The following is a 24,298-nucleotide window of genomic DNA, read 5'->3' as shown; positions in this document are numbered from 1 at the left end:
ATCCCCACCGTTCGCGGCACACCAGCGCCCAGGCGCGAAACAGTTGCATATACAACAGTTGTATATGCAACATATTAGAGTATCCGTGTGTTTCTCAGCGATGGAAAGAGGCTCTTGGGTGACAGGTACATCTACACGGACAGCACCGGCATACGACCCGGATGCCGAAGGCGCCGGGAACGGGAAGGAAATCGGGACCGAGAGCGAGGGGCGACCGGCCCATCTCGGCATCGAGATCCGTTCATTGAGCAATATGATCAACCGCTATCTCGGTGTGACCATGCCCGAGGACGCCCGTAACGCAACGGGTGGCAATGCGCGCATCATCATGTTCCTGGCCAAGAACCAGACTCGCAACATATTCCAGTACGACATCGAGGAACGCTTCTCGATAACCCGATCCACGGCATCGCGTGTGCTCAGCCTGATGGAGAAAAAGGGGCTCATCGAACGTCATGCCGTCGAGAGGGATGCCCGTTTGCGCAAAATCGTGCTTACCAAAGCGGCTTTGGACATCGCCGACTCACTCAGAGCAAACGCGATGCGTATGGAGGACATGCTCTTCGAAGGTTTCCAACAGGAGGACAGAGATAACCTCTCCCGCTATTTTGCACGCATGAGAAGCAATCTCCTGAGCACGGGACTGGTGGGCAGCAATTGTCCCGGAGCCCCGAACCCGGAGAGCAGGGACACACAAGGGACCACCGGGGACAGCGGTGAGTCGGAGGATGAGAAGAAAGGGACAAACAGGTAATGACAACAACCACCACGGGTGCCAAGGCTACGCGGCACCAGTCAAGCGGGGGCATCTCCACAGTGAGGATCCTGCTGAAGAGCCTGCGCGAATACCGCAGGGCCAGTCTTCTTGCACCGGCCTTCGTCGCAGTCGAAAGCGTACTGGAGATCATCATCCCCACGGTGATGGCGCTGCTGATCGACCGCGGCATCTCCGGACGCAGCATGCCGAATATCTGGCGTTTCGGACTGATGCTTATCGCATGCTCCGCGGTTTCGCTGAGCTGCGGTTTCCTCGCAGGCAGGTATGCCGCCATCGCTTCCTCAGGCATCGCCAAGAACCTGCGGCATGACCTCTTCGATAAGGTGCAGTCCTTCAGCTTCACGAATATCGATCGCTTCTCGACGGGTTCGATCATCACACGTCTGACCACGGATATCACGAATCTTCAGAACGCCTTCCAGATGCTGATTCGCCTGGGTGTGCGGGCGCCGATCATGGTGATCATCTCCTGGATATTCGCCTTCCGCATCAGCCCATCGATCTCCATGGTGTTCGTGGCGACCATTCCCATACTCGGAATCGGATTGTGCGCCTTGGCGGTTATCGTCCATCCGGTGTTCGAGAAGGTCTTCCACACCTATGACGAACTGAATAACGTCGTGGATGAGAATCTGCAGGGCATCCGCGTGGTGAAATCCTATAATCGCGAAAACCACGAGGTGGGCAAATTCGCCGGCATCTCGGAACGCATCTACAAGTACTTCGTCAAGGCGGAGAAAACGATGAGCTTCAACATGCCGCTGATGCAGCTGTGCATGTATGTCTCGATGATCGTCATCGCCTGGCTCGGCGCCAAGCAGATCGTCGCGTCCGGCAACAACAGCGCCCTGGGTCTCAGCACGGGCGATCTGACCGCCCTGGTCACCTACGCGATGCAGATCCTGATGAGCATGATGATGCTCTCGATGATCTTCGTCATGGTCATCATCTCGAGGGCCTCAGCCGAGCGCATACGCCAGGTCCTCACCGAGGTCAGCACCTTGAGCAACCCTTCGGAACCGGTCGTCGACGTTCCAGATGGCTCGGTCACCTTCGAAAACGTCACCTTCCGTTATGCGGACAGTTCGGAAAAACCGGTTCTGGATTCAATCGATCTGAATATCGAATCCGGCCAGACAATCGGCATCGTCGGAGGCACAGGCTCTTCGAAATCCAGTCTGGTGCAACTGATCCCGCGCCTCTACGATGTCGCCTCCGGCTCACTGAGGGTGGGGGGACACGATGTGCGTGAATATGATCTCGAGACGCTGCGCGATCAGGTCGCGATGGTGTTGCAGAAGAACGTGCTGTTCAGCGGAACGATCAAGGAGAACCTTCGTTGGGGCAACCCGCAGGCCAGCGATGACGAGCTCAGGCACGCCTGCCAACTCGCCCAGGCCGACGACTTCATCCGTGAATTCCCGGATGGCTACGACACCCACATCGAGCAGGGCGGCAGCAATGTCTCGGGCGGCCAACGCCAACGACTGTGCATCGCACGAGCCCTGCTGAAACGCCCACGCATCCTGATACTCGATGATTCCACGAGCGCCGTGGACACCAAAACCGATCAGCTGATACGCGATGCCTTCCGCAACGAGATCCCGGACACCACGAAGATCATCATCGCGCAGCGCGTCGCCTCGGTGCAGGAATCGGACAACATCATCGTGATGCACGAGGGGCGGATACTCGACCAGGGCACGCATCAGGAACTGTTGCTGCACTGCGAGGAATACCGGGAAATCTACGAGTCGCAGACCCGGGCCCCTGGGGATGATGCCCCGATTGGCATGGAGGAAGAGACGCAAAGGAGGGCAAGAGTATGAGCACGGCAACAGCATCGGGAACCACGACCGGCAAAGACCGCAAGGACAGCGGTTTCGGGAATCGCAAACCCCGTGGCCCCCAGAAAGCACAGCCCGGAACCACCAAACGCATATTCGGATACATCTTCGCTTACAGATGGCGGGTGGCGGTGATTCTGCTCTGCATCGTGGTTTCCGCCGCGGCACAGGCAGGATCGGCACTCTTCCTGCAGACGCTTATCGACACCTATATCCTGCCTCTGGTAGGAGCCAGCAATGCCGATTGGATGCCTCTGGTCGAGGCCCTCACACTGATGGGCTGCCTGTATGCGGTGGGGACGCTGTGCACCTGGCTGTACAACTGGCTGCTCGTCGGAATCGAACAAGGCACCCTGAAACAGATCCGCGACCAGATGTTCGCCCATCAGCAGGAGCTGCCGATCCGCTACTTCGACACCCATGAGCACGGCGATGTGATGAGCCGATACACGAATGACACCGACACCCTGCGCCAGGCGATCAGCCAGTCATTCCCCCAGATGTTCTCCTCGGCCGTCTCCGCGCTGGCGGCCCTGATCGCGATGCTCTGGCTGTCGATACCCTTCACCGCCTTCACGCTGCTGTTCACGGCCGTACTGATCGTCGTGGTCCGCGTGCTGGTGACCCGCAGCGGCATGTTCTTCGTACGCCAACAGCAGTCGCTCGGCGATGTCAACGGCTTCGTCGAGGAGGCGGTGAATGGGCAGAAGGTCATCAAGATCTTCAACCACGAAGCAGCCACGGCGGACACCTTCGCCGAGAAGAACGAGAAGCTCTTCGACGCGAGCACCCAGGCGAATATCTACGGCAATGTCACGATGCCCGTGGTGGGCAATATGGGCTATCTGCTCTATGTGCTGCTCGCGATCCTGGGTGGTATCGCGGGTATCGCGGGCTGGGGCAATGTGGGTCTCTCCGGTGCGGGTACGCTCACCCTCGGCACCATCGTCTCCCTGCTTACGCTGTCCAGAGCCTTCATCAACCCCATCGGGCAGGTCTCGATGCAGTTCAACATGGTGATGATGGCCCTTGCCGGTGCTTCTCGGATATTCTCCCTGATGGATGAACCCGTGGAGCAGGACAACGGCACCGTGGTCCTGGTGAATGCCAGCATCGACGCGGACGGTACCGTACGCGAGTCCGCGGAAGCCACCCAGCATTGGGCATGGAAGCGCGAAGCGGGCGACGATGGCTCCCGCTCGCTGCAGGCAGCGGGAAACCTCAGCGGACAGGCGGCCGAAGTGGCGCTCAAAGCCAAACAGAGCGCCGTCACCTCGGCTGACGGACGTCTGACGCTGCTTCGCGGCGATGTCCGTTTCACCGATGTGACCTTCGGCTACGACCCCGACAAACCCGTTCTGCACGACATCACCTGGTTCGCCAAACCCGGGCAGAAGATAGCTCTGGTCGGAGCCACCGGCGCGGGCAAAACGACGGTCACCAACCTGATCAACCGTTTCTACGACATTCAGCAGGGGCAGATTCTCTATGACGGCATCGATGTCAGCCATATCCGCAAACCCGATCTCAGGCATTCCCTCGGCATAGTCCTTCAGGATGTAAACCTCTTCACCGGGACGGTGATGGACAATATCCGTTACGGCCGTCTGAACGCCAGTGACGAGGAATGCATTGACGCGGCCCGACTGACCAATGCCGACAGCTTCATCCGGATGCTACCCGACGGATACCAAACCGTTCTCGAAGGTGACGGCAGCGGCCTGTCACAAGGCCAACGGCAGCTGATCTCCATCGCCCGGGCCGCCGTCGCCGACCCACCGGCGATGATTCTGGACGAGGCGACCTCCTCAATAGATACGCGAACCGAGTCCGTGGTGCAGGCAGGTATGGACGCGCTGATGAAGAACCGCACGGTCTTCGTCATCGCACACCGTCTGTCGACGGTACGCAACGCGGATGTCATCATGGTTCTCGATCATGGAAGAATCATCGAACGCGGAACGCATAACGAGCTGATCGCCCAACACGGCCAGTACTACCAGCTGTACACGGGGGCTGTGGAACTCGAATAACGGCATCGCCGTCCATCTCATTGCGGATCCCGATTCCGCGGCAGGCACATCCCGACTGCCCCGCCGGCTTTCAACAGCACCGTGTGTTGAAAACCGGCGGGGCAGTTGGCGTGCTGCTCCTGGAACTGGTAGATTCGCCTGTGTTTGCTCAACGATAGACCACTTCGGCGATATCCCACCACAGCGTATCGCCAGGATCGTCAATTGGCACCGTCGTCAATCGATGATCCGGTCACTCGCCCACGGGGACGGGCAGACATCCCGACTCCTCCGCTGTTTGCGGTACCGGACAGAACAAGGCGACACATGAAGGCGACACAACAGCACCCGAATCCGGCACATGCCTCACTCGGCGGCCGGAGCACCCGATCGGACCGGGGCGGCCAGGGGTACACGCGTACCATCGTCGCCTGTTTCAATGGGTACGTCACCCAGGCGGTCATCAACAATTTCATGCCCCTGCTCTTCGTCACCTTCTCAACGACCTTGGGGATCGGACTGGGCAAGCTGGCCTCGCTGATCACGTTGAACTTCGTGACGCAGCTTATCGTGGATGTGCTTGCGGGCAAGTACGTGGACCGTATCGGGTACAAACCCTGCATCATCGCAGCACATGTCTTCGCAGCCGCAGGTCTTCTGGTGCTGGGCATCGTACCCCCTCAGGTCACGGAGCCATACCCCTTCCTGGTGTTGGCCATCGTGCTGTATGCCCTTGGCGGCGGCCTTATCGAAGTGCTGGTCTCACCGATCGTGCAAGGCTGCCCCACCGCCCACAAGGCGAAGATGATGAGCCTGCTGCATTCCTTCTACTGCTGGGGCCAAGTGGCGACGGTCGCGCTTTCGACCTTGGCGCTCTGGGTCTTCGGCATCGGCACATGGCCTGCCCTGGCTTGTCTGTGGGCGCTGGTTCCGATTGCCGGAGTGCTGCTGTTCCTTGGCGCACCGATACCGGCGATCATCCCCGAAGGCAGCGAACGCTTCGACTTCAGGCAACTGCTGCGTCGTCCCGCCTTCATCGTCTTCTTCATCATGATGCTCTGCGCAGGAGCCGCGGAACAGGGCATGGCTCAGTGGGCGAGCGCCTTCGCCGAAACGGGTCTGGGCGTGACCAAGGTGATCGGCGACCTTGCCGGGCCCGCTGCATTCGCTGTAATGATGGGCGTCAGCCGCACCATATACGGTGTTCTCGGCCATCGCATCAACCTCAGGTTCTTCATAGCGTCGAGCGCCGGACTATGCATCATCACCTATCTGGTGGCCGGGCTGGCACCATCCCCGGTGTTGGGGCTGATCGCTTGCGCCCTCACCGGTTTGTCGGTAGGCATCATGTGGCCCGGCACATTCTCCCTGGCCGTTGAGAACATGCCGGGAGGCGGCACTCTGATGTTCGCGCTCTTCGCCGTCGCGGGGGACATCGGATGTGCGGTGGGCCCCGCGCTGGTGGGCACGGTATCCGCCATGCAGGACGACAATCTGCGTGCGGGTCTTCTCGCCGGGACTGTTTTCGCCGTAATCCTTCTTATCGCGACGATCCTGCCCGGACTCACCCGTTCACGGGATGCTGCTCCTTCCGGTGAGGCACGCTGATTCGGCGACCTTCCCGGTTCCTGACGACGTGGTTTTCACCGGAGCGTTCTTCATCCGCACCGGCATGGATTTGTTCAGGTCGTATTAAGAAGATGTGCGTCTTCGAAGCCCTGGGCTCCATATTCGCGATCAACAGTCCCTACGCTGCTAAGCTGTAGCCGCAAAGAGAGCACTATCAAGGGGGAATATCATGTTGGCACTATTCATCATTCTTATGCTGCTGTGGATCATCGGCGGCATCGCGGGCCTGGCCGTCAAGGGCCTGATCTGGCTGTTCTTCGTTTCGCTGGTGCTGTTCATCATCACAGCGGTCTGGGGCTTCGTAAAGGGTCTGTTCTCCAAGAAGAACTGAGATTCTTCGCATATCATCCGGCAACCGCCCCGGTCCTACCGATAGCTGCTTTGCATCACGCAGATAATCGATACGGCCGGGGCGGTCGTCATCCATCGGCCGATCGTCTAGTCGTTCACGCTGATGTGGACGGTGGCATCGAAAAAGTCGATGACACTCTTCACATAGGGGGCCATGGCCTCATTCGGCATGCCAAAGAGCTCATGCCGGCTGTCTTCAACACGTACCAGTTCGGCATAGCAGCCGCCCGCCTGCACCTGCTGCACGAATTGGCTTTCCGGCTTCTCCAATACGTAATCGTCGTTCGTGGCCTGGAACACCATCATCGGCGTCTCCACACGATCGCACATCGACTGCCGCAGCAGACTACGGGACATCCGCAGAGCCTGGTTCACCCAGGAGAACGTGGCTGCGCTGGTCTGATATTCGACATGTCGTTTGCGCAAGGATTGGAACCATTCGATACGCGGTGCACTGGCCCTCTGATAGTCGCGTTCCGCGATCTGCGGCGCGAAGGGAGCGTGCCCGGGAACGATGCGCCGCGACATACCGACTTTGCAGGCCCCTCCTATGATCATCGGGGCGAGCCACAACGGCAGACCCGTGCGGGGTGCGATCATCGGCGACGACAGCACGGCTTTATCGAAAATCGTAGGATACTGTTCAAGCACGGCCGCTCCGATGGCGCCTCCCATCGAATGCCCGAACAGGAACACCGGCGAGCCTCCGGCGTATTCCTGTGCCACATCGGTGCAGAAGTGCGACAGGTCCTCGACATACCGATGCCAGTCGTCGATCCACACCAGGCTCGGATCGGAGATATCCCTGGCCGACAGGCCATGCCCCCGGTGCTCGAGTATGCATACCGAGTATCCGGCAAGCAGGAAATACCAAACCATCTCATCGTATTTCTCCGCGAATTCCGTGAATCCATGGGCGATCACGATCGCACCGCGGAAACGCGCGGAGGCCTCGTTGAGGTGCAGTCCATCGAATCGCTCAGCGTCATAACACACATAGTGCAATTTCCCGGCGGTCTCACTCTGCTGATTTCCCGAAATGCCACCACCGGCCGCGTTGCGGCCATGTGCCTTGCCCCCGGCGGGCGCTGATGCCTCCATCCATCCTTCGTCACGGCATGACCGCAACGCGGGCAGCACGATGTTGTGCATGGATTCGGCATAGTGGTGCTCATCAAGCAGATCGAACGGCATAAGTCCACGCTACAACAATCCCGCAACCGTACAAACGAACATCTGGGCGACGCTTGCATATACCGCGGGCGAGCCTCTTCATCAGGAACCTCAGCAGCATCTCATGCACCCCGCATCACATCAGTTTCGTGCTTTCGAGCGAACGCACGACCCAGGCGTTGAAGCGGATCATCGGCCGACGCAGCACCAGACCCAACAGCAGGACCGGCACCAGGAACAAGGCCAGGGCACCCATGGCATTCCAGTATTCCATTCCGTAGGAATCGGTCATCGCGGCATGCATCGCGTCGATCGCATGCGGGAATGGGAGGAATGGATACACGGCCCTGAAGAATCCCGGCAGCATCTCGATAGGGAAGGTGCCTCCCGATCCCGCGACCTGCATCACCAGCAGGACGACACACAAGGCCTTCCCCACATCGCCGAACGACAGCGTCAGGGTATACATGATGCTGGAGAACACCAGCGCGCACAGCCACGCCACCAGCATGAACCTGAAGGCATGGTTCGCCTGAACCCGAAGATAGAACAGGTCGCCCAGAGCAACGAGCCCGGCCTGGCACAGCGCGATCGACAGGAAGACCAGATATCTGCCGAAATACTGCTGGTGCAACATCAGCACCGGGACCCGTCCCTTGGTTCCTGCGCGCGCATGCACGTCATCCGGAATCGGATCAAGGCCCAGCACCGCCCTGCGCTGTTTCTCAGAGATACTGACCTTGACCATGGCAACGAGGATCACGCTGCCGACCCAGATGGACAACACCGTGTAGAAGGGCGTCATGGCTGAGCCGTAATTCGCTATCGGATAGACCGCCGTGCGGTTCAGGGAGACCGGGGATGACAGCAGCGCCGCGAGCGCATCGGGATCGGAGGAGCTGAGCTGATCCAGATCCTCAGGGTTGCCGTTGTTGTATGCGGCCGTCAGCCTGTTGCCGAAATCCGTGAGTTTCCCCGAGGCATCGTCCAAGGAGTCGGCGGCGCCGTCCAGATCCTTGCGTATGGACCCCACACTGCTGAGCAAAGACCCCGACATCTGTTGCACACCGCCGACAGTGCTGCCCAGTCCATCGATCACCGCATCCGTCTGGGAGACCAGATCGCTGACCGAAGCGTTCAGAGACTGCAACTTGGGTTTGAGATTGCTCTGATAATCGTCAGACAGTCCGTCGATGGATGCCTTTGCGGTGGCAATACGCTCTGTGATCTGCTTCTGGCTTGCGGCCATATCGCTCTGGCCCTGGCTCACATTGGCAGCCGCCGACCCCAGACTCCGTGCAACGTCATTCAGGGCGGATTGCGTGTCACGGGCCCGCTTTGAGGCATCCTGAAGCGCTTTCTTCACATCCTCCTGGGTGGCGGACTCGGCCTGTTCGTCCAGATCGTCCGCCAGACCGCCGAAGCCCGACGCTCCCGTGGTGACCGCGTGCTGCAAGGACGTCATCTGCGAGGCAAGGGCCGTCGACTGCTTTCCGGTGCCGGAAAGCGCGGTATCGACCTCGGAGGATACCTGGGTGTAGGCCTTATCGGCCTGTGCCAGCGCCGCGGTCAGGGCGTTGCCGCTGGCATTGAGTGTGCTCTCGAATGCTCCCATGCCGTCGGAGCCCTGTTTCAGCGCTGTTTTCGCACCTGTGGCGGCTGTGGCGCTCTGGCCCAGCAGCGTGTTCGTCGAAGCGATGATGGACTCGGAAGCGCCCAAAAGCTTGGAATATGCACGCACCTGCTCGCTGGCGGTATGCAGCTGATCGGCCAGATCGCCCACATGGCCGGTGGCGGTTGTCACATACTGCTGCATTTCGGGGCTTTTGGCGTATTTCAGCAGACTTGAGGCGATATCGAGCCCGACGGTACCGATGGTTCTGGCAAAGCTCTGGTCGATTGTGGTCGCCAAGGTATCCGCACCCTTGCCGGTGATATGCGGGGCGATGGCATTCGTCTTCTCGTTGATGACGTACTCCAGCTTCGCATGCTTGACCTCGGAGGAGAAGAGGGTCATCATGTCGGTGCTGAATTGCTTGGGGATGATGATGGCGGCATAGTATTCACCGGAGGACACGCCATCCATCGCGTCGGCACTGCTGGTGAACTGCCAGTCCAATTGGTCGTCGGCCCGCAGCTTATTGACCACCGTCTCCCCCACGTTGATCTTGATCGGCATCAGATCCGATTGATAGCCCTTGTCCTCGTTGGCGACGGCGACTTTGAGCGCCTTGGTGTTCCCATATGGGTTCCAACTGGCGGCGATGTTGAACCACGCATACAGGGCAGGCACCACGATAAGGCCGATCAGCACGATGACACCGATCACATTCCGCGTCAGATTGCGCAGATCGTGGGTGTATATCCTCCAGATGTTCCTCATCCTTGACCACCCTGCTTCGTCGATGACGCAGGGGGCTCCCCATGCCCGTCTGCACTGTGTTCATGCTGGACGTGTTCATGCTGGACGTGTTCATCCTGGACGTGTTCGGCGATGCCGACTTCGGCTTCGGCGGTGATGCCCTCCACACCCGAGCCGCTGTATCCGAGCTGTCTGACGAAACTGTCACGCAGGTATTCGATGACGATCAGGTAGAAATCGATGAGGATGATCGACACGATCCACAGGATGAGCATGACGATCTTCGCTTCGACGCTGAACAGCAGCACAAGGAATATGATCGGCAGCACGACGACCATCACCAGACCCGTGCGCACCAGACCCGGATACATAGCCAGGAAACGATGGGCGCGCTGCGTGATCCGCTTGCGGTACTCCTGGGTGCTCGCGGCGGCCCGGATGAGCGAGTTCACGCCGATCAGGTCATGGCTGCCCTGGCTCTGTTCGGTGATCAGCAGATCGGTGGCGGCAAGACGACGGTCGAACATCGCATTGAGGTTGGTCAGCACCCTGCGCCCGACGATGCCGATGAACAGGGCGAGCGGCAGATACCAGAACAGGGCGAGCATATTCCCCCAGTAATGGCTGTGATACATGCCGCCTATGGTCTCCCTCATCGCGTTGATGCCGTAGGTGAACGGCAGCCACGGACTGAGATTACGGAAGAACTGGGGCATCAGCTCGATCGGATACATACCCGATGATCCAGGGATCTGCAGGATCAGCACGATGACCGCGATGGCCTTGCCGATATGTCTCATGGATGTCGCCAAGGCGTAGATGATGTTGACGTATACCAGCGAGATGAACACCCCTGCGAGCACGAACAGTGCAGGATGTTCGTTCTGCACGCCTATGACCAGATCGCCTATCGTCACGATCAGCGCCTGCATGATGCCGATGACGCTCAGCAGCAGCCCCCTGCCCAGATAGGCCTGGATGGTATGCATGCGCTTGAGCCCCTCGCGGTCGACCTCAAGCTTGTAAATGGCGATGATGACGAAACCGCCGACCCACAGGGCGAGATTCGTATAGAAGGGGGTCACCGCCGAACCATAGTTCTTGATGGGGTACACGGTTCTGGTGCTCAGATTCACCGGTGAGGCCATGAATGCCCCGATGCCCTGGCTGTCGAGGTCCAGCGCCTTGGAGATTTTCTGCATCAGCGCGGAGCTGCCGAGCGCGGCGACATCATCGCGGACGGAAATCAGGCCGGTGTTCACGGAGGAGAGCGCTGCGCTGGTCGAAGCCATCGTCGATCGGGTCTCATCGATGGTGCCGATCAGCTGGCCCATCAGGCTTTTCGACTGCGCCACCGTTGAGGACAGCCCCGTAAGGGTGCCGGAAAGGGTGCCCGTCATGGCCGAAAAACCATCCATGCTGTTGAGCAGTCCGGGAACGATGGTGCCCGAAAGCGTTGAACTGGCATCGTTGAATGCCGCTATGCCGCTGTTGGTGGAATCCGAAACCGCCTTGGAAAGGCTGGTCGCCGTCGATTTGCCCGAATCGATGATCGTGGAGGAGGAGCTTTTGAAATCGGAGAGTTGCTGCTGCTGGGTCTTGTTCGCCTGTTGGAGATCCTGTATCCGCTCCTCGATGGCCTGGTATGCGGGATCATCCTTATCCAGGCCTGATTCGTCCAAAGCCGTCTGCAGCTTGGTGATGGCTTGCGCATTGGCATCGACGACGCCGCCGATGCTGCTGGTGACCTGATCGACCGTCCGCCCCGCCTCATTGAAGGAGGTGATGACATTGCCGGAGAGCGAGTTCGCGTCCACGGCTATGCCCGCAAGCCCCGAGGCACCGCCGTTGAGCCCTGTGAGCAGGCTGTTGGAGAAGGTCAGCGAGCTGCTTCTGGCCTGTTTCAGAGCGCTCTGGGTGTTCCCGAGAGAGCGCTGCGCGGCCGTGATCTGAGCGGCGAGCGTGTCGGATTCCTGTTGGGAGGCGACGATGTTCTGCCGCGCCTGCTGCATGGTGTTCGAAACACCGTCGAGGGTGGATCGCACATGATTGATGTTGCTGATGGTGGTGTTGAGATCGGCTGCGACGGATGCCTTCGCCCTTTCGGTGGAGGAATCGATCCCGCCCGCCGTATCCGTGATCTTCTTGACCACCACATCGCTGACCGTGGAGATGAACGTGGAATCGATCTGCTCTTCTATCGTGCTGGCCCCGGTGTCGGTCACCTTGGGCGCGATCGCGTTCTTCTTCTCGTTCACGTAATAATCGAGGGAGGCGCGCTTCGATGTGCCGTCGATTGAAGTGATCAGGCTGCGGCTGAAATCTTTGGGGATGACGATCGCCGCGTAGTATTCACCCGATCGAACCCCTTCGATGGCCGCGGTGCGATTCACGAAGGTCCACCCGAGGTCGTCGTTCTTCTTGAGATTCTTGACGACCTGCCCGCCGGCGTCAAGATGGCCCGCAAGATCCGAGTCGTATCCCTCATCGGCATTCGCCACCGCGACCTTGATATTGCCGGTGTTCGAGTACGGATCCCAATTCGCGACGATATTGAACCACGCATAGAGCGAGGGGATGATGGCCACGCCGAGCGTGATCACAATCGCCACGGGATTGCGGAGCAGACGGATGGCGTCACGGATGAAGATACGCAGAACAGTCCTCACTCGTTTGCCTCCTCATCGGCAGATTCTTCACGAAAGAGTATATCCGCCCGTCATACCCCGCCGCCGCTGACGGCGAACTTCACCGCAGACCCAGGGCCTGGTACAGGAAATCACGCTGAGCGATCAGCAGGTTCTCGGCGACGGTTTCATCGTTGGTCATATGGGTGATGCCATTCAGTGGCAGCACCGCATGATCCTTCCCCTCCGCCAACAGGGCCTGCGAGAGCCGCAGTGTGTTGGCGACCGAAACGTTATCGTCCGCGAAACCGTGAATCAGCAACAGAGGACGGCGGAGTCCCTTGGCATCGTCGAGCAGGCTGTTGCTGCGATACACATCAGGGTCGAGTCCGAGATAGCGCTCGGTGTAATGGGTGTCGTACAAGGTCCAATCGGTGGGCGGGGCACCCGCGCATGCGGCGTGAACCGCGTCGGGGGCCCTCAACACGGCGAGGGCCGAAAGGAAACCGCCGTATGACCATCCGATCATCGCCACATGGTGCAGATCGGCTTCCGGCGCATATTCCGGCAAGGCTTGGAGGGCCTCGATCTGATCATCGAGGGTCACCTGTGCCATGTTCTTGAAAATCGCACGGTCCCATGCGGGTCCTCGCCCGGTCGTGCCATGCCCATCGGCGGTGAGCACGATGAAGCCCTGATCGGCCCACCACTGGGCTTCCCAATACATCGCCTGGTTGAACACGGCCTGCTGGAATCCCGGTCCGCCATACGGCTTCAGCAGCACCGGCAGACTGTCCGCATCCGCATACGGGCTGTTCTGCGATGGCCGGATGATGGCCGCCTGCAAGCGGTGCGCGCCAAGCTGCGCGAATTCCACACGTGGGGCGAAGCCCGGCTCGGCGGAGTGGTTCTCTATATTCGCCTGATAGACCTTGCCATCCGACGCCCAGGTATGGGTCATATGACTCTGCGCCGATGCCATGCCCCTGCCGTTCAGTACCAATCCCGCGCCCGCGCGCGAGGCGCCCCACACACCGGGCTCCTCGTTGAGGGTTTGCACCGAGCCGTCGAATCCGAAGGCCACCACGTCGAAACTTCTCGGATCGCGTGATGCGACCGCAAGCACGCCGCTGTCATCCACATCGATCACTTCGCGCAACTGCCAGCCGGCAGGGGTGAAGGCCCTGCCGTCAAGAGCCAAGCGATTGCTGTCGCATGTCCCGTCGGCGACGGCGGACAGGAGATGACCGTCGGGTGTTCTGCACGGGCACCCGGGGAAAAGATCCAGCCAGGTATCGCTGCTGTGCTCCTCCACGACCTCAACCTGCACGACCGGACGGGGAGCCGAAGCGGCATCATCCTGCTCGGCATCCTGCCTGTATGCGGCACTCCTGGAGAGCGGGACAAGCACCACCTGGTCCTTGTTCTGCAAACGGTTCTGCACCAGCGCCACAGGATCCTGACCCGCTTCCCAGCGCAAGGCTGCCAGATACTCGTAATGCTCATGATCCCAGCGGATATCGGCCACGGCCCGCACCACGATTCCGCCATTCCCACCCTGCGTATCGCCGTGTGTGAACCGTAGCGCGATAAGGCTGACCTCCGCATTCCGGGTGAGCGCACGCGGGTATCTCCGACCTTCGGCGGGCCGTCCGGGATTCGCCGGATCGCTGATGTACCACATCGTCTCTTTGGATTCATCAGCCCGTTCCACCACCAAGGCCCTGGAATCGGGCGACCACCAGAATCCTTCGTAGCGGTCCATTTCCTCTCCCGCCACGAATTCCGCGAGGCCGAGGGTGACGTCCGTCCCCTCATCCGGACCGACACCGAGCACGGTCGTCGCAGCGCCCCTGCCATCGGTGGGAACAATGATGATTCGGGTCCCTGTCGAGTACGCGATAAGAGAGGCATCCGGGCTTATCCGCGGGTTGATGACCGGCCCTGGGAGCTGCCCCTGTTGCGAGCCCGCATCCCGCATCCCTATTTCGCGGGTCTCCGCTTCCTCGCCTTCGGCGGTGATGCTGGTGATCCACAACCGTCCACCGAGCGCAAACACCGCGTACTTTCCAGCCGCATCGACGCTGAAGGTCACAATGCCCTGCGCACCCTCACGTGCACGTTCCCTGCGGGCCCGTTCCTGTGCAGGAACCTCCTCTTCACCCGCATCGGCGAGCAGCACGCGGGGATCGGCCAGAAGACGCTCAGCGTGGCCGCCATCCCGGTCGAAAACGCTGAGCCACAGGCTCGTGACCAGATCCTCCGGCCCGTCGGAGCGCAGGAACAGTGCCCTGCTGCCGTCTCCCACCACCTGTGCCGAACGTGGCGCCCCGAGGCTGAAACGTAATGTTCTGGCCCGCTTTCGCGGAAAATCGGATATCACACCGTCACTGACTGTATGCTTGGATTCGCCCATGCAACTCACGCTAGCACCAGGTGCGACGCGGTCAGAGAACGGCACGGCTTGAAGACTTTGCAAGTATTGCCCCTGCAAAGCCCTCCTGCTGCCCGCACTGCGTAGGATAATGTGGGTATACAGAAAGGGATGACTATGAGCGTTCTCGACCGTTTTGAGAAAAGCGTTGAAAGTGCCGTAAACGGCGTGTTCTCAAAGTTCGGCTCAAAGGATCTTCAGCCCGTCGATTTGTCCAGCGCTTTGGAGCGTGAAATCGACGCGCAGGCGATGCCTATGGGACGTGACCGTACGGTCGCGCCTAACGAATACCGCTTCAAGCTGTCCACTCCCGACTTCGACCGCATTGAGCAGTGGGGCTCGGAGGCCCTCGCCAATGAACTGGCCGACAACCTCACCAAGTACGCCGAAAGCCAGCATTACGCTTTCGTCGGACCGGTCGTGGTCATTTTCGAGGAAGACCTGAATCTCAGCAAGGGCGATTTCCATCTCACCTCGGAATCGGTGCAGGGCAATGCGGCTCCTGTAACGGCGCCAAGCGAGACGAAGGACTGCCCCGTTCTGGAGATCAACGGCAGGCAGTATCTGCTCACAGCACCCAAAACGGTGCTTGGCAGAGGATCCAATTGCGATATCGTCATCGACGATCCCGGGATCTCCCGCAGGCATCTTGAAATTGATATCACCGAAAAAGGCGTGATCGCACGCGATCTGGGTTCCACCAACGGCACCTATGTCGAAGGGCACCAGGTCCCTGCGGCAACACTGCTTGACGGCAACACTGTCACCATCGGACGTACCCGAATCCTGTACTGGGCATCATCGCAGGAACAGGGGTAGGTCCCGCATAGGCGTAAGGTCGAAGCATGACGGAACTTACATTCGCCATCCTTAAGTATGGGTTCCTGGCTCTGCTATGGGTGTTTGTGTGGCTGGTCATACGCTCTTTGCATAAGGAGATCACAGCCTTTTCACCTCGGCCTTCGAGAGCTCGCAGGAGGCGCGAGAAAGCGGCGCGTGCCGCGGTATCAGCATCGGCGCAGTCGACTTCTGAACCCCGCTCCGCACACGGCAATGCATCCCGTGAGAGCGCGTCGAGGGACAACGGACCGACTTTGCTCGTGGTCATCGACGGACCCCTTGCAGGTGTTTCGGTCCCTCTCGGACGGCAGGCGATCACTTTGGGTCGTGCGGCATCCAACACCATGGTCCTTGATGATGAGTTCGTATCCTCACACCATGCCAGCGTGGCGCCTGATCCGGAGCAGGGCCGCTGGATCATCCACGATCTGCACAGCACCAACGGCACAGTGGTCAACGACCAACGGATCACCGAACCCACGGTGCTGGAACCACGAGTCCCGGTGCGCATAGGCGCAACCACTTTCGAGTTGAGGTAACGCGGCATGAACGATAATCGGTCGGCGCGCTCACTCTTCCTATACTCCACGGCGGTATCGGATGTTGGCTATGTTCGTAGCAACAACCAGGATTCGGCATTCGCAGGGGAGAGACTGGTCGCGATATGCGACGGCATGGGAGGACATGCAGGAGGAGACACCGCATCGACGATCGCGATACGCTCGCTGGCGCATATAGAACGCGACGATACCGACGACGATGTGCAGGATGTCGCGGAGATGATGGAGACCTCCGTCATGGCCGCCCACGATGCCATCGTCGGCAAGGCCAAACGCGAACGCCGGCTTTCCGGAATGGGCACCACGGTCACCGCCGTGGCTTTGGTCGCCGGATACTGGGTGCTCGCCCATATCGGTGATTCCCGCGCCTATCTGCTGAGGGATGGGCACATCATCCGCATGACGCAGGATCACAGCTACGTGCAGCATCTGATCAATACCGGCAGGATCAGCGAAGCGGAAGCGAAGAACCATCCGCAGCGCAATGTCGTGATGCGTGTGCTCGGTGATTTCGACATCGACCCCCGTCCCGACATCTCCATACGTTCGGCCAAGCCCGCTGACCGTTGGCTGCTGTGCTCGGATGGCCTGTGCGGCGTGCTCGAGGACTCGACCATCGAAGAGACGCTGATCTCGGTCTCGGATCAGGAGGAATGCGCGCAACGCCTGGTGACGATGGCCCTCAAGGCCGGCAGCACGGACAATGTGACCGCTGTGGTCGCCGATGCCACCCTCTCCCTTGACGCCAGCGCCTTCGACCTCCCCCACCAGAACCCTGTGGTCGCAGGAGCCGCCAGCGCAAGCCTCGAACCGATTGCAGACATCGTCGAAGGGCCGGTGACCACCGCCCCGAAGTTGCGCGCGGGCGACCGCTCCCCCGCTCAACGTGCCGCCGCGCTGTCATCGACCGAATCGAATCAGCGCGCCCACCAGCAGGCTGCAGATGATGGCGTCAGGATGGCTCAGCCTTCGGCCACACGCGAGGATCGGGGGGAACGTCAGGTGCCCGACACCGGTGAGATTCCGGTCGTGCACAAGAAGGACGGCAGCGCAAGCGCCGATCCGAACGATCCCGCCGTGGCCAGGGCCATACATCATGAACACGTCACACAGCGCAACCAAAGCCGTTCACGCAAACGCCGCATGCGGATATCCATCGCGGCAATCACGGCTGTGCTGCTGGCGATCGTGGGAGCCGGCGTCTTCGCGTCGTACCGGTGGAGCCAGACGCAGTACTATCTCGGTGAAAGCGACAATGTTGTGGCCATCTATCAAGGTGTCCCCACGAATGTCTTCGGCCTGAACCTGTCCCATGAGGTCGAACGGACGACGATTACGGTCAGCTCCCTGCCTCAGTCATGGAGGGAGCAACTGAGCGAAGGCATCAGCGTCGCCAATCTGCAGGAGGGCCGTGAACACGCGATGCTGATTCGCAGCGAGGCCAAGAACCTCAAAACGCAGGAGGATTCAACATCATCCCCGAGCGCCTCTGCCTCAGACACGGCATCGTCCTCCCCAAGCGGAGGTAAGACGTCATGACCGTTCGTATGAGGCTGAAACAGATCAGTCTGCTGCTTCTGGCCATGGCGATCAGCGCCATAGGCTTCTTCCAGATGTTCCGCCGCACCACAGGCGACGCTTCGACCACCTTCCTGGTACTGCTCCTGGTCGTCGGGGCGCTCTTCGTGCTGCTGTGGGCCCTGATCGCACGCTACCAGCCCTATGCCAGCCAGGCGATCCTGCCCTGTGTGCTGTTGCTCAGCGCCATCGGCACGATGATGATCGCCCGTATAGATAACGCCAATACCGCACTTGGCAAGCCCTCGGATGTGGCGACCCGACAACTGGTCTGGCTGGCCACGGCATTGGTGCTCAGCTGCGTGCTTATCGTGTGCCTTCGCGACTACAGGGTGCTCAGACGCTTCTCATACGTCAGCATGGTCGTCGGCATAGGACTGCTGCTCTCCCCGATGATCCCGGGTCTGGGAAAGGAGATCGGCGGCGCCAGAATCTGGATCGGCATCGGCAGCCACAGCCTGCAGCCCGGCGAGTTCGCAAAACTCTTCCTGGCCTTCTTCTTCGCCTCGTACCTCTTCGATCACCGTGACCAGCTGGCCGTCGGCGGCAGCAAGTTCCTGGGGGTCAGACTGCCCCGCATACGTGACCTCGGACCGATCATCGTGGTCTGGGTGGCCTCGATGGGCGTGCTGGTCCTTCAGCATGACCTCGGCACCTCATTGATGTTCTTCGCCATGTTCGTCTCGATGCTGTATGTGGCCACCGGCAGACGCAGCTGGATATTCCTCGGAGCGGTTTTCTTCATCATCGGGGCCTTTCTGGCGACCCTGGTGTTCAGCCATGTCGATGCCCGCATCGATGCCTGGCTGCATCCCTTCAGCGACGCCGAGTACAACAAGACCTACGGGGGCTCCGGGCAGCTGGTTCGTGGCGTCTTCGGACTCGCCACCGGCGGACTGCTTGGTACGGGCCTCGGCCAGGGGCATCCCTGGTTCACCCCTCTGGCCAATTCGGACTTCATCTACTCATCCGTGGGTGAGGAACTCGGCCTCGTCGGGCTGCTCACGGTGCTGATGCTGTATTTGATCATCATCGCCTCCGGCATGATCACCGCGATGAAGGTCAAGGACGGTTTCGGCAAGCTGCTCGCATCCGGCCTGGTCTTCACGATGGCCTTCCAGGTCTTCACCGTGGTGGGCGGGATCACCCTTGTCATCCCGCTGACCGGCCTCACCATGCCTTTCATGGCGGCGGGAGGTTCCAGCCTTGTGGCGAATTCGATACTCGCCTCGCTGCTCATCGTGATCTCGAACCAGGCCAACAAGCCCGAGCCTGAAGTGTCCTCGGACACCTTCCAATACGAGGCCCTGGCCGCGTTGCGCGATCATGAGATCAGGACGCGCCAGGAAGCGAAGGATGCGGAGTCGGGGGCTTCCACGAACACCTCCCAGTTCCCCCAGACCACCGAACAGCCACGCACAGTGAAAGGAGAGGCGAGATGAATAAATCCCTCCGTCAACTCTTCACCGCGGTGATCGTGCTTTTCGTCATTCTGGGAATGTCCACAACCGTGCTGATGACCTTCAGGGCGGGATCGCTGAATGCGGATTCCAGGAACAGCCGCGCGCTGTATCACGAATTCGGCGTACCCCGTGGTTCCATCCTGGCCTCCGATGGCACCGTGCTGGCCGAATCCGACCCATCCAACGATTCACTCGAATACCAGCGCAAGTACTCCAACGGCACCGTCTACGCCCCGGTCACCGGCTACTATTCCATCACCGCCCGCGCCGACCGCGGTGTGGAGGCCTCGCGCAACGAGCTGCTGAGCGGGCAATCGGACAGCCTGTGGTGGAACAAATTCAAATCCCTGTTGTCTGGCAGCCAGAACCGTGGTGCCTCGATTGAGACCTCAATCAATCCCAAGCTGCAATCACTCGCCTATTCACTGCTGGGCAACAGAACAGGCTCGGTTGTGGCCATCGAACCCAGCACAGGTCGCATTCTGGCGATGGCGAGCACACCAAGCTATGATCCGAATACGCTAGCCGTGCACGATTCCACAAAAGCCAACGCGGCATACAGTTCGCTGGTCCAGGATGCCAGTAACCCGATGCTCAACCGGGCGATCTCCGAACACTACCCCCCTGGATCCACCTTCAAGGTCGTTGTCGCGGCAGCCGCTCTGGAATCTGGGAAGTACAAGGAAGACACCCAACTGCCGGCAGGCAGCTCATACACGCTGCCCAACACCAATACGCAACTGACGAACACCACATCGGCGGCCAACGGTTCCAACGGGAAAATCTCGATGAGCGACGCCCTCGCCTACTCCTCCAATACCGCGTTCGCGCAGCTGGGTGTGGCTCTCGGCAACAAGACGATCAGCGACCAGGCCACCAAACTTGGATTCGGAAGCTCGATCACCGTTGACGGGACCTCAACGACAGGCGTGCCGATGAAGGCCACCGCGTCGAGTTTCCCCGACACCGCAACCGCCGATAAGCTGGCCCTCGCTTCGATCGGTCAGGGGGACACCGTCGAGACACCGCTGCAGAACGCGATGATCGCGGCGGCGGTGGCGAATGACGGCAAATTGATGCAGCCGACCATAGTCGACCGGGTGCGTTCCAGTGATCTCAGCGTCATATCCCAGACCAGCCCTTCCGAATACTCCCAGGCCTTCTCCTCGGATACCGCGAAGTCACTGACGAATATGATGAAAAGCATGGTCACCAAGGATGCACCGAGTCTGCAGCTGACGAATGCGCAGGTCGCCGCGAAGAGCGGAACCGCGCAAACGGGCAACAACACCTCCATTGATGCATGGATGATCGGCTTCGCACCGGCAGACAACCCGAAGATCGCGGTCGCCGTGGTGGTGCGCGACGCCGAATCGGCCGGATCCGTGACCGCCGGGCCGATTATGAAGCAGATCATGCAGGAGGCCCTCCAATGAGACTGATCGAAGGCCAACTCATCCACAGACGCTACCGTTTGGACCAGCGTCTGGCGCAAGGCGGCATGGGCGAAGTCTGGAAAGGCTACGACATCGAGCTGGGTCGCACGGTGGCGATCAAAGCCCTCCGTGGCGATGTGCGCAACGAAGAGGCGAAACTGCGCAGGCTCCGCGCTGAAGCCCACAATTCAGCCAATCTTGCGCACCCGAATATCGCCGCGCTTTTTGAATACTACGAACACGCCGGCATCGGCTTCCTGATCATGGAATATGTGCCCAGCAAATCGCTGGCGGAGATACTGCAGGACCACGGCAAGATGGACGCCGTCGACCTGCTGCCGATACTCATCCAGACGGCACGCGGTCTTTTCGTCGCGCATTCCCACGGTGTCATCCACCGGGATGTGAAACCGGCGAATATCATGGTTTCCGATACGGGCGAGGTCAAGATCACCGATTTCGGTGTCTCCTACTCGACCAACCAGGGCCAGATCACGCAGGACGGCATGGTCGTCGGCACGGCCCAATACATATCTCCCGAGCAGGCACAGGGGTTGAAGGCCACGCCGCAGTCGGACATATACTCGCTCGGCGTCGTCGCATATGAGGGCCTGTGCGGGCACAGACCCTTCACCGGGGCCACGGCGGTCGATATCGCCGCCGCACACGTCAACGAACCCGTTCCTCCGCTGCCTGATCTGGTCGACACCCAGCTGGCGGCCTTCATCATGTCCATGCTGTCGAAGGATCCGCTTGACCGTCCGCCCGATGCGATGATGGTCTCCAAGACCCTGGCACGCATCGAACGCCGGCTGCTCGATCAGCAGACACACGACACCGAGCTGATCCTTGAACCGAACAGGCGGATGCCCAGACGCGTGGTGAGTGCGCCACACGCCGTGCATAATATGCTGCAGGCTGCATGGCGCGCTTCGCGTAAGCTGACCACGGCAGATCTGGACGCAGCCGCGCGAATAGTGCAGAACTTGAACACCGAATCAGAGATGTTGAGCAGAGAGGATTCGATATGAGCACCACGTTGCCGTCATCATTGGCGAATGGGCGCTATGAGCTGGGACAGCTCATCGGACGCGGAGGGATGGCCGAGGTCCATGTGGCTCAGGATGCACGTCTCGGGCGCACCGTCGCCATCAAGATCATGCGTTCCGACCTGACCAATGACGAGATATTCCTTTCCCGCTTCCGCCGCGAGGCGCATTCCGTCGCGCAGCTGAACAACCCGAATATCGTGTCGATCTACGATTCCGGCGAGGAGACCCTCGAGGACGAGAACGGCAACCATGAGCGGGTGCCGTATCTGGTGATGGAATACGTGAAGGGCCAGACCCTGCGCGACATCATCAAATCCAACGGGCCGCTCAGCCAACGGGACGCCGAACAGGTCATGCTCGGCGTGCTCAACGCTTTGGAGTACTCGCACAGGATGGGGATCATCCACCGCGACATCAAGCCCGGCAACATCATGATCAGCGACCAGGGCATGGTCAAGGTGATGGACTTCGGCATCGCCCGCGCCTTGGACGACTCCGCAGCCACGATGACGCAATCCCAGGGGGTTGTGGGCACCGCGCAGTATCTGAGCCCCGAGCAGGCGCGTGGTGAAAGCGTAGATATGCGTTCCGACCTGTATTCCGCAGGCTGCGTGCTCTACGAAATGCTCACCGGACGTCCTCCTTTCAAGGGGGACTCCGCCGTGGCCATCGCATACCAGCACGTCTCCGAGGTCGCCACACCTCCCAGCGCCATCATTCCCGGCCTGCCGAAGATGTGGGATTCGATCTGCGCCAAGGCCATGGCCAAGGACCGGCAGAACCGCTACGGCACGGCCGCGGACTTCAAAAACGATGTGCTCACCTTCATGAACGGTGGCACGCCTCTTGCGGCCGCCTTCAACCCTTTGACCGATCTGTCGAATATGAAGGCGCGCAAGGACGCCGAGCAGGATGCCACCACGGTGGCGATGAACTCGCCTACCGAGACCTTGGCTGCGACGCAGGCCTTCAATCCCGCCATGGGCCAGAGCGGGCCCGCCACCGGGAACATCGCGACTGCGACACGAGCCGAGCAGCGCGCGGCGGACAACAAAAAAAGCCGTCGCAAGAAGATAATCCTCTGGTCGATCGTGGGAGCGCTGGTTCTGGCCGCTGCGGTTGCGGCGATCTGGTTCCTGAACAAGCCCGCCAGCGTCGAAACCGTTACCGTGCCTGAGATCACATCCCAGATGTCCGCCGCCAGGGCGCAGGAGAAGATAGAAAGCGCCGGTCTGGTGTTCCAGGAGAAGCAGGATACTGATTCGACCGAGCCCCAGGGTACTTTCACCAAGCAGAGCCCGAAGGGTGGCGCGAAGGTCGACAAGGGTTCGACCGTCACCGTCTGGTTCTCCACAGGGCCGCAATCCGTGAAGGTTCCCGACGTCACCGGCAAATCGCAGGATGAGGCGCGCCAGGAGCTGGAGAGCGCCGGATTCACCGTCGGTTCCACGGCATCGGTGGAAGACAGCGGCACCGTCGAGAAGGACCATGTGACGCGCACCGATCCCGCCGCAGGGCAGGCCCTGTCCAAGGGGAGCAGCGTGCTGCTCTACATCTCATCGGGCATGACCAAGGTGCCTGACGTCACCGGCAAATCACAGGCCGATGCCTTGCAGACCTTGAACGATCAAGGCTTCAACACCAACACCACCCAGGAGAATTCCGATACGGTTCCGACCGGCTCGGTCACGCGGAGCAATCCCGCCGCAGGCACTTCGGTCGAGCAGGGAACCGCCATAACGGTCTACGTCTCCAAGGGCAAGGAGCAGGTGACCGTTCCGAATGTGGTGGGCATGACCTTGAAGGATGCGAAGTCGACCATCGGCAGTTCCCTTTCGGTCACGACCAAGGGGTCATCCGATGACTCCGCGACGGTGACGAGCACCGATCCCGCCGCAGGCTCCTCCGTGGATAAAGGTTCGACGATCACCTTGACGACGAGCGCCCCATCCGCAACATTCGATCCGAATAGCGTGGTCGGGATGAGTCAGTCCGATGCGACCACAGAGTTGCAATCCAACGGATACACCGTCAAGAAGAACGACAGCAGCAGCGATGACTCGGCGACGGTCACCAAAATCACCGTCAGCAACAAGCAGGTGACTTTGTACGTCGATTCGAACTGATCGCCACCGGACTTGGGGATGACGGCGGAT

Annotated in this window: 16 protein-coding genes; 12 read left to right on the top strand and 4 right to left on the bottom strand. The window is 60.2% G+C overall.

All coding sequences use genetic code 11. From position 1 onward, the window contains the following. The first annotated feature begins 118 nt into the window (after nucleotides 1-118). The 5 genes from BPSY_RS03245 to BPSY_RS11590 all read left to right on the top strand — a co-directional run bounded on the left by BPSY_RS03245 (nucleotide 119) and on the right by BPSY_RS11590 (nucleotide 6,597). Nucleotides 119-754: a MarR family winged helix-turn-helix transcriptional regulator gene (locus tag BPSY_RS03245; protein WP_051921589.1), complete on the top strand. Its 636-nt coding sequence runs from the start codon at nucleotides 119-121 to the stop codon at nucleotides 752-754. After that, nucleotides 754-2,607: an ABC transporter ATP-binding protein gene (locus BPSY_RS03240; RefSeq protein ID WP_081884193.1), complete on the top strand. Its 1,854-nt coding sequence runs from the start codon at nucleotides 754-756 to the stop codon at nucleotides 2,605-2,607. The genes BPSY_RS03245 and BPSY_RS03240 overlap by 1 nt, the downstream gene beginning before the upstream one ends. Continuing rightward, nucleotides 2,604-4,658: an ABC transporter ATP-binding protein gene (locus tag BPSY_RS03235; protein ID WP_033497718.1), complete on the top strand. Its 2,055-nt coding sequence runs from the start codon at nucleotides 2,604-2,606 to the stop codon at nucleotides 4,656-4,658. The genes BPSY_RS03240 and BPSY_RS03235 overlap by 4 nt, the downstream gene beginning before the upstream one ends. A gap of 306 nt (nucleotides 4,659-4,964) precedes the next feature. Then, nucleotides 4,965-6,245 (top strand): MFS transporter, encoded by a 1,281-nt coding sequence (locus BPSY_RS03230; RefSeq protein WP_081884191.1) that lies wholly within the window; start codon nucleotides 4,965-4,967, stop codon nucleotides 6,243-6,245. 190 nt (nucleotides 6,246-6,435) lie between these two features. After that, nucleotides 6,436-6,597, top strand: a complete 162-nt coding sequence (locus tag BPSY_RS11590) for a hypothetical protein (RefSeq protein WP_156099240.1) — start codon at nucleotides 6,436-6,438, stop codon at nucleotides 6,595-6,597. Between the two features lie 107 nt (nucleotides 6,598-6,704). On the opposite strand, the gene BPSY_RS03220 is transcribed toward BPSY_RS11590, so the two are convergent. The 4 genes from BPSY_RS03220 to BPSY_RS03205 form a co-directional block, all read right to left on the bottom strand. Then, on the bottom strand, nucleotides 6,705-7,811 hold the full coding sequence (locus BPSY_RS03220) for an alpha/beta fold hydrolase (protein ID WP_033497716.1): 1,107 nt from the start codon (nucleotides 7,809-7,811) through the stop codon (nucleotides 6,705-6,707). Nucleotides 7,812-7,926: 115 nt separating this feature from the next. Continuing rightward, nucleotides 7,927-10,173: a YhgE/Pip domain-containing protein gene (locus BPSY_RS03215; RefSeq protein WP_033497714.1), complete on the bottom strand. Its 2,247-nt coding sequence runs from the start codon at nucleotides 10,171-10,173 to the stop codon at nucleotides 7,927-7,929. After that, complete coding sequence (locus BPSY_RS03210) at nucleotides 10,170-12,821, bottom strand: YhgE/Pip domain-containing protein (protein ID WP_051921587.1); 2,652 nt, start codon at nucleotides 12,819-12,821, stop codon at nucleotides 10,170-10,172. Before BPSY_RS03210 ends, BPSY_RS03215 begins: the two co-directional genes overlap by 4 nt. A 79-nt stretch (nucleotides 12,822-12,900) precedes the next feature. Next, nucleotides 12,901-15,195, bottom strand: a complete 2,295-nt coding sequence (locus BPSY_RS03205) for a S9 family peptidase (protein WP_051921585.1) — start codon at nucleotides 15,193-15,195, stop codon at nucleotides 12,901-12,903. A 135-nt stretch (nucleotides 15,196-15,330) separates the two neighbouring features. Between BPSY_RS03205 and BPSY_RS03200 the strand changes: the two genes are divergently transcribed. The 7 genes from BPSY_RS03200 to pknB are packed head-to-tail and all read left to right on the top strand — an operon-like array spanning nucleotide 15,331 to nucleotide 24,268. After that, the gene (locus tag BPSY_RS03200; RefSeq protein ID WP_033497712.1) at nucleotides 15,331-16,032 is read left to right on the top strand and encodes an FhaA domain-containing protein; all 702 of its coding nucleotides are present in this window, start codon (nucleotides 15,331-15,333) and stop codon (nucleotides 16,030-16,032) included. A 26-nt stretch (nucleotides 16,033-16,058) separates the two neighbouring features. Beyond that, the gene (locus tag BPSY_RS03195; protein ID WP_033497710.1) at nucleotides 16,059-16,592 is read left to right on the top strand and encodes an FHA domain-containing protein FhaB/FipA; all 534 of its coding nucleotides are present in this window, start codon (nucleotides 16,059-16,061) and stop codon (nucleotides 16,590-16,592) included. Nucleotides 16,593-16,598: 6 nt separating this feature from the next. Beyond that, complete coding sequence (locus tag BPSY_RS03190; RefSeq protein ID WP_033497708.1) at nucleotides 16,599-18,152, top strand: PP2C family protein-serine/threonine phosphatase; 1,554 nt, start codon at nucleotides 16,599-16,601, stop codon at nucleotides 18,150-18,152. Further along, entirely contained in the window at nucleotides 18,149-19,633 is a 1,485-nt protein-coding gene (locus tag BPSY_RS03185; RefSeq protein WP_238556788.1) for an FtsW/RodA/SpoVE family cell cycle protein, read from the top strand. Before BPSY_RS03190 ends, BPSY_RS03185 begins: the two co-directional genes overlap by 4 nt. Continuing rightward, nucleotides 19,630-21,090, top strand: coding sequence for a peptidoglycan D,D-transpeptidase FtsI family protein (locus BPSY_RS03180; RefSeq protein ID WP_033497706.1), 1,461 nt, complete (start codon nucleotides 19,630-19,632; stop codon nucleotides 21,088-21,090). The genes BPSY_RS03185 and BPSY_RS03180 overlap by 4 nt, the downstream gene beginning before the upstream one ends. Further along, the gene (locus tag BPSY_RS03175; RefSeq protein WP_081884188.1) at nucleotides 21,087-22,121 is read left to right on the top strand and encodes a serine/threonine-protein kinase; all 1,035 of its coding nucleotides are present in this window, start codon (nucleotides 21,087-21,089) and stop codon (nucleotides 22,119-22,121) included. The genes BPSY_RS03180 and BPSY_RS03175 overlap by 4 nt, the downstream gene beginning before the upstream one ends. Further along, entirely contained in the window at nucleotides 22,118-24,268 is a 2,151-nt protein-coding gene (gene pknB / locus BPSY_RS03170) for a Stk1 family PASTA domain-containing Ser/Thr kinase (protein ID WP_081884186.1), read from the top strand. The genes BPSY_RS03175 and pknB overlap by 4 nt, the downstream gene beginning before the upstream one ends. Nucleotides 24,269-24,298: the final 30 nt, after the last annotated feature.

Origin of the sequence: Bifidobacterium psychraerophilum (genome assembly GCF_000741705.1) — a bacterium.
Taxonomy (GTDB): domain Bacteria; phylum Actinomycetota; class Actinomycetes; order Actinomycetales; family Bifidobacteriaceae; genus Bombiscardovia; species Bombiscardovia psychraerophila.
Note: the sequence above shows the minus strand (reverse complement) of the source record. Positions and strands in the feature narration are given on the sequence as shown.

Bases quoted from the DNA above. Each gene is read 5' to 3' on its own strand.
- BPSY_RS03240 (WP_081884193.1), top strand. From the start codon at position 754: ATGACAACAACCACCACGGGTGCCAAGGCTACGCGGCACCAGTCAAGC.
- BPSY_RS03235 (WP_033497718.1), top strand. From the start codon at position 2,604: ATGAGCACGGCAACAGCATCGGGAACCACGACCGGCAAAGACCGCAAG.
- BPSY_RS03230 (WP_081884191.1), top strand. From the start codon at position 4,965: ATGAAGGCGACACAACAGCACCCGAATCCGGCACATGCCTCACTCGGC.
- BPSY_RS11590 (WP_156099240.1), top strand. From the start codon at position 6,436: ATGTTGGCACTATTCATCATTCTTATGCTGCTGTGGATCATCGGCGGC.
- BPSY_RS03220 (WP_033497716.1), bottom strand. From the start codon at position 7,811: ATGCCGTTCGATCTGCTTGATGAGCACCACTATGCCGAATCCATGCAC.
- BPSY_RS03215 (WP_033497714.1), bottom strand. From the start codon at position 10,173: ATGAGGAACATCTGGAGGATATACACCCACGATCTGCGCAATCTGACG.
- BPSY_RS03205 (WP_051921585.1), bottom strand. From the start codon at position 15,195: ATGGGCGAATCCAAGCATACAGTCAGTGACGGTGTGATATCCGATTTT.
- BPSY_RS03200 (WP_033497712.1), top strand. From the start codon at position 15,331: ATGAGCGTTCTCGACCGTTTTGAGAAAAGCGTTGAAAGTGCCGTAAAC.
- BPSY_RS03195 (WP_033497710.1), top strand. From the start codon at position 16,059: ATGACGGAACTTACATTCGCCATCCTTAAGTATGGGTTCCTGGCTCTG.
- BPSY_RS03190 (WP_033497708.1), top strand. From the start codon at position 16,599: ATGAACGATAATCGGTCGGCGCGCTCACTCTTCCTATACTCCACGGCG.
- BPSY_RS03185 (WP_238556788.1), top strand. From the start codon at position 18,149: ATGACCGTTCGTATGAGGCTGAAACAGATCAGTCTGCTGCTTCTGGCC.
- BPSY_RS03180 (WP_033497706.1), top strand. From the start codon at position 19,630: ATGAATAAATCCCTCCGTCAACTCTTCACCGCGGTGATCGTGCTTTTC.
- BPSY_RS03175 (WP_081884188.1), top strand. From the start codon at position 21,087: ATGAGACTGATCGAAGGCCAACTCATCCACAGACGCTACCGTTTGGAC.
- pknB (WP_081884186.1), top strand. From the start codon at position 22,118: ATGAGCACCACGTTGCCGTCATCATTGGCGAATGGGCGCTATGAGCTG.